At 33.9% G+C, this 6643-nt stretch carries 5 protein-coding genes and 2 other annotated features; of the genes, 2 read left to right on the plus strand and 3 right to left on the minus strand.

Annotation, left to right across the window (positions count from 1 at the left end):
- Positions 1-35: 35 nt before the first annotated feature.
- From BAMA_RS09780 to BAMA_RS09790, 3 genes are all read right to left on the minus strand, one after another.
- Complete coding sequence (locus BAMA_RS09780; protein ID WP_051758915.1) at positions 36-947, minus strand: DMT family transporter; 912 nt, start codon at positions 945-947, stop codon at positions 36-38.
- Complete coding sequence (gene gntB / locus BAMA_RS09785) at positions 944-1930, minus strand: guanitoxin biosynthesis L-arginine gamma (S) hydroxylase (protein ID WP_034638610.1); 987 nt, start codon at positions 1928-1930, stop codon at positions 944-946. Before gntB ends, BAMA_RS09780 begins: the two co-directional genes overlap by 4 nt.
- Before the next feature lie 88 nt (positions 1931-2018).
- Positions 2019-2888: a PhzF family phenazine biosynthesis protein gene (locus BAMA_RS09790; RefSeq protein ID WP_034638611.1), complete on the minus strand. Its 870-nt coding sequence runs from the start codon at positions 2886-2888 to the stop codon at positions 2019-2021.
- A 160-nt stretch (positions 2889-3048) separates the two neighbouring features.
- Positions 3049-3274, plus strand: a binding site (T-box leader).
- 39 nt (positions 3275-3313) lie between these two features.
- Positions 3314-3538: a binding site (T-box leader), on the plus strand.
- A 54-nt stretch (positions 3539-3592) separates the two neighbouring features.
- Here BAMA_RS09790 and thrS point away from each other — a divergent pair.
- Both thrS and BAMA_RS09805 read left to right on the plus strand, forming a co-directional pair.
- Positions 3593-5518, plus strand: coding sequence for a threonine--tRNA ligase (gene thrS / locus BAMA_RS09795; RefSeq protein ID WP_034638612.1), 1926 nt, complete (start codon positions 3593-3595; stop codon positions 5516-5518).
- A gap of 716 nt (positions 5519-6234) precedes the next feature.
- On the plus strand, positions 6235-6643 hold a 409-nt coding region (locus BAMA_RS09805; RefSeq protein ID WP_034638614.1), incomplete at its 3' end, for an RNA-guided endonuclease TnpB family protein.

Consider the following 6643-nt stretch of genomic DNA (forward strand, 5'->3'; position numbering starts at 1 on the left):
TTACAAAACATACAGCTTTAGGTGGTGTTTTTCGTTTAATATGAAATTTCATCTTCTACTTGCTTGACTTGTTTTCTTTCATACTCTGATATATAAATGGCTACTAAAATCAAAGAAGCACCAATCCATTCTGCACCAGAAATGAATTCTCTTAAAAATACAAATGCAAATACAGTTGCAAATACAGGTTCTGTAAGTTCGAAAAATTGTACTTTACTTGCTTCAATGTAATTCAGTGCTACTGTTGTACAATAGAACCCTCCAATAGTAGGAAGAATAGCAAGAAGTATGAATGATCCATAAGATTCTGGTGCTGGTATCGTTAATCCTTCAATCGCAAAAGGAATGAATAAGTAAATACTTCCAAATAGCATTAAATACCAGACTAAGCCGAGGCTGCCTTTTAACTGATATCTTTTTGTAAAAATCATGAACAGCCCATATCCGATACCTGCTATTGCAGCACATATCATTCCAAATAACGAGCCACTTTCACTTTCGCCGTAAAAGAACATGAAAAATAGACCTAGAAATAAGAGAAGTAATCCAATGTATTGATGAATTTGTTTTTTCTCAGCTAAAAAATACATACTTCCAAAGAACGTTGTTAATGTTGCAGACCCGAGTAAAATGAAAACAACAAGCGGAACGGATTGATATTTATATCCTGTCGTCTCAAAGAAATATAGAATGAAGATTCCTAAGAACGCACAAAACATGATCGGTTTTACATAACGGGCATTCTCTTTAATACGTTCTCGTGTATTTTTATGAAATACAGCAATGAGAGAGATACATGTAAATGCAATGAGACACTTGTAAAAAGCAATACCAGAAGGGGACATATTACTACTCATAATCCCTTTACTAAATACCCCAACAGTACCATTTAATAGCGCTGCTACAACTGCAAATAAGATTCCTAGTATATAATATTTTTTCTTCACACTCTTGCCACCTTTTTTTGTTGTAATGGTAATTTGTTATTTCGGATTAAATCTTTAATAAGAGGTGGGTTATCATTTGATGATAAAAATACACCTCCCATTTTTGAATTTACTTTCCTATACATTTCATCTTCTAGCATAATTTCATGAGCTTTTGCTATATTCCAATAGGGAATGCTAGATTGTAAATGATGAGTTAAATGGTAATTTTCTGCATGAATACTTAAGAAAAATGATTCTAACCAATGACTATATCGATTACGTGTCATTTGTATACTTTTATTATTTTCAAAAACTAATGGGTAATGCTCGGCCATTTCAATAAACCAACCGATTACCATAAACGATGTGAAATACGGAACAATCCAAAAGAAAAAGAAAATAGAAAACATGTCAAAATAAATAATAATACCTAATAAAACAACCCAATAGCATGACATTGCTAAATATTGCTTTGGATATTGTTTGTATTGAAGCATTCTATATTTAAAAATGTAATATGCATAACTTAAGATGTTTAATAAAAACAATGGTTTTAATACATATTTATACAAGAAGTGGTTCTTGTCTTTCAGTTTGTATAATCCAATTTCTAAATGGTATTTATAATCAGGATCTTTTTCTGGGTTTCCTAAATGTGTATGATGTCCTTTTACGTGTGAATCTTTGTAGTTGTAAAATTCTTGACCAATTAAATAGCCAGAAAAATAAGTTCCTAATATATAATTTAGTTTCTTGTTTTTCGTTAAGCATAAATGTGAAGCATCATGTAAAATCGTTGCAAAAGCTCTTTGTCTCGCACCAATTACTAATACTGCAAGTGGGTATAAAAAGAGGTAACGACTTCCTAACAATACCGCAAGTGCGATAACAACGTAATCATACATCAGTCCTAATATCGCTCTGTAATTATTTGATTGATATAATGGTTTCAATTTCTTTCTAATCTCTTTTGAAAAACCATATGATTCATAAGACAACATCAATTCCACCCCCGTATGTAATTATTTTGATTATACATAAAACAAAAAGGGTGGAATTTGAGAAATTATCGTTTGATTTTTCGGAATATTATTTCGCAACAAATTTCTCTTTCACGTATAAAACGTCACCACCAACAAAAATTGTATGATTTTTTTTCGTTAGCTCTTTATTTTGTACAAAAATTGCCGATGGTTGCTTTAAAACATAACCTTGTTCAAAATGAAGGATCCCTTCTCTACTCATATTATTCGGACGATATTTCATGAAATATCCAGCTAAAGAAGCGTTAGATGTACCAGTTGCACTTTCTTCTGGAATGCCATAAAGAGGAGCAAAGTTTCTACAATGTGCTGTAACATTAGTTAATGTTTCTTCGGTAAATAGATGAAAACTTACAATGTTATACTTTTGACATAAGGTAGAGATTTTATCAAAATTAGGCTGGATAGCCTGCAATCCTTTCAACGTCTTAATCGGTACGATAAGATCTGGAATTCCTGTTGAAACAACTTGAAGTGGCAATTCATCTACAAGAAAATTTTTTGGGATTTGCAAAGCTTCTGCAATTTCATCGCCAGGAAGACACTCTAAAAATTCCGGAGAATTATATTGCAAAAATACTTTCCCGTCCTTTTGTACTTCCACATGTAATAGGCCACCTTTTGTCTCGGCAGTATAGTTTCCAGATGTAATATATCCTAAACGTTGTAATAACGAAAAAGATGCAATTGTTGCATGGCCACATAGATCAATGACTGTTGTTGGTGTATAAAAAATAATTTGATAATCTGCGACCGTTGATGGATAAATAAAAGCAGTTTCTGAAAAGCCTAAACGATTTGCAATGTACTGCATATCATGATGAGATAAGGTTGTATCATGATAAACAACACCTGCTAAATTTCCACCTTTGTTTCCAGCTATAAACGCTGATAAAACATATACTTGTACTTTCATTAATAGCCTCCTGAAATATATGAATGAATAGAATCGATATATATGTAATTCTTTGCATTTAATGGGAACCCTTTATTTGGTTGTTTGATTGGTAAAAGAAAAAAATACCAATTTTATATTGACCAAAATAAGATAATGATATATATTAATAAAAAATTCAAAAAACGCGATGATAAGGACATGAATTTTTCTTACCGGTTTACAGAGAGGGAAGGGTGCTGGGATCTTCCTAACGCTGCAGAGAAATTTACCGCCTTTGAGCTGTATTGGTGAAATAATAGTAATCAATACCGTAGACGCTACGTTACAGCACAATGAGCTATTGCTTTTACACAAGTAATAGGAATTTGGGTGGAACCACGAGATCAAACACGCTCGTCCCTTTTTTATAGGGATGGGTGTGTTTTTTATTTTGCAATGAAATAGAATAAGCGATGATAAGGACATGAATTTTTCTTACCGGTTTACAGAGAGGGAAGGATGCTGAGATCTTCCTAACGCTGCAGGAAAGTTTACCGCCTTTGAGCTGTGTTGGTGAAATGATAGTAATCAATGCCGTAGATGCTACGTTACAGCACCATAAGCTATTACTTTTATACAAGTAATAGGAAATTGGGTGGAACCACGATGCAAACGCACTCGTCCCTTTTATAGGGATGCGTGCGTTTTTTTATTTTCAAAATGATAAAAAGGAGTGTTCAGTTATGAATGGGCAAGAGGTTATTATTAAATTCCCAAATGGAAATGAAAAGAAATATGCACAAGGTGTGTCACTAGAGGAGGTTGCACAATCCATTAGTCCAAGTTTGCGAAAAAAATCTGTAGCAGGTATTGTAAATGGATCCTTGTATGACTTGAGACGGAGCATTAAAGAAGATGCTCAGGTGGAATTATATGATTTACATTCTTCAGCTGGCCTCAATATTATGAGACATACAGCTGCGCACGTATTAGCACAAGCAGTAAAACGTATTTATGGTAATGTTCAATTTGGAGTAGGTCCTGTAGTTGAAAATGGATTTTATTATGATTTTGACTTAGAAGATAGTCTTACTATTCATGATTTAGAGAAAATTGAAGAAGAGATGAAAAAAATTATCGCTGAAAATCTTGAAGTAAGGCGTGAAGAATTATCACGTGATGAAGCAAAGAAACTTTTCGCTCACGATTCATTAAAACTAGAATTATTAGCAAATATTCCTGAAGGGGAAGAGGTGTCTGTTTACAGACAAGGCGAATTCTTTGATTTATGCCGCGGACCACATTTGCCAGTAACAAAGCTTATTAAATCATTTAAGTTAACTCACGTATCCGGTGCATATTGGCGAGGTGATAGCAATAATCAAGTACTTCAGCGCATTTATGGTGTTGCCTTTTCTTCACAAAAGGAGTTAGATGAGTACTTCCATTTCATCGAGGAAGCGCAAAAAAGAAATCATCGCAAATTAGGAAATGAATTAGAGCTATTTATGTTTTCTGAAGAAGCACCTGGAATGCCATTTTATCTTGCAAATGGTCAAATCATTCGCAATGAATTAGAATCATTTTTACGACAATTACAAAGCTCATTTGATTATCAAGAAGTGCGTACACCGATAATGATGAACCAACGTATGTGGGAACAGTCGGGACACTGGGATCACTATAAAGAAAACATGTACTTTTCTGAAGTAGATCATCATCATTTCGCTTTAAAACCAATGAACTGCCCAGGGCATATGCTCATTTTTAAAGATAAGTTACATTCATATCGTGATCTTCCAATTCGAATGGCTGAGTTTGGTCAAGTTCATCGTCATGAATTTAGCGGCGCTTTAAACGGGCTCCTAAGAGTTCGGACATTTTGCCAAGACGATGCTCATATTTTTGTAACACCAAATCAAATTGAAGATGAAATTGCTTCAGCACTACAACTCATTGATTACGTATATCAAACTTTTGGTTTTGAATACGACATTGAATTATCGACAAGACCAGAAGATTATATGGGAAGTGAAGAACTTTGGGATAAAGCTGAAGATGCTTTGAAAAATGTATTAGTGAAACTTGGTTACTCATACAAAATTAACGAAGGTGACGGGGCATTTTACGGACCAAAAATTGATATCCATATTAAAGATGCACTAAAACGAAGTCATCAATGTGCAACAGTACAATTAGATTTTCAAATGCCAGAAAAATTTGATTTACATTATATTGATGAAAAAAACCAAAAAGTTCGCCCAGTAGTCATTCACCGCGCTGTCTTTGGTTCTATCGATCGTTTTCTTGGCATCTTAATTGAACACTTCGGTGGTTCATTCCCACTATGGTTAGCGCCAGTGCAAGTGAAAGTAATTCCAGTGTCAAATGAGGCGCATAAAGAATACGTACAAAAAATTACAAAGCAGTTAAAAGAAGTAGGAATACGCGTTCAGCTTGATTTACGCGAAGAAAAGCTTGGCTACAAAATGCGAGAAGCACAAATGAAAAAGGTACCATGCATTATTGTTGTAGGAGATAACGAAATGAAAAAGGATGCTGTTAACGTAAGACGGTTTGGAAAGAATGATTCAAAAGAAGTGAAGATAGAGGAGTTTGTTGTTGATTTAAAGAAGCAAATTGAAGGGAAGTGTTTAAGTAATGGATAATGAAGGCACCACCACATATATAGATGAAAGATGAAAGAACTGTTCTTTGTTAAGGGAACAGTTCTTTCTTTTTTGATTTTCACTAACATAGATACTTCTTTGAACGTAGAACTTTTTCTTCGCCATCTGTTTCGTATAATGGATTGATACAGTTACCTTTATATGGGGTACCGCCAGCATTTCGGAAAAAATCCACGCTAAGCACATTTTGAAACAAAAAAAGCCGACTTTTACCCCGTTAAGAGTAAATCGGCCCGTTAATATTGACATATGTATAAATCATGCAATGAATATTAGCTTGTTTATTATCTAATTTTTAATAAAATATTATTAATATTTTTCATTTTTTTAGAGAGGGATTGTTATTTTTATGAAATGGAGTAAAAACCACATGATATTTGTCTTAATTTTTATCATTTCAGCCAAGAATACTCCTTTCTCAAGGAACGTGAATGGTGTAGCCCAGTGAGTAGGTGGGAGATGAATTGGCTTCGGACAAGGGATGGGTTCTTTTCCATCTCGATTGTCCGACTGTTCGAGTGCTATTTGTAATGAATGAAAAAAATTTGGGTACGAGTACCGAAACCTTTTCGGTCTTTGCATTCATCTTCCCTTTTTAAAAGCGCTTGCTTTTTTATAAAAACCTCCTAATAATATACAAATTGCATCGAGATTGATAAAATATGTATAACATAACAGAAAGGGAGGTGAAAGTCATGATTATCAATAAAGCGTTTAAATTTCGTATCTATCCGAATGAAGAACAAGCAATTTTAATCAATAAAACAATTGGGTGTTCTCGATTTGTATTTAATCACTTTTTAACAAAATGGAATCACGCTTATAAAGAAACAGGACAAGGATTGACATATGGTATATGTTCGGCTGAACTTCCTGCAATGAAAAAAGAACTTGCTTGGTTAAAAGAAGTAGATAGTATTGCTATGCAATCATCTATTAGAAATCTTGCAGATGCGTTTGACCGTTTTTTCGAGAAACAGAATGACGCACCACGCTTCAAATCCAAAAGGAACAAAGTACAGTCCTATACAACGAAACACACGAATGGGAACATTGCAATTAGCGGCAATACAATTAAACTACCGAAATTAGGTCTTGTTCGTT

This window comes from Bacillus manliponensis, from assembly GCF_000712595.1.
In the GTDB taxonomy this organism is placed as follows: domain Bacteria; phylum Bacillota; class Bacilli; order Bacillales; family Bacillaceae_G; genus Bacillus_A; species Bacillus_A manliponensis.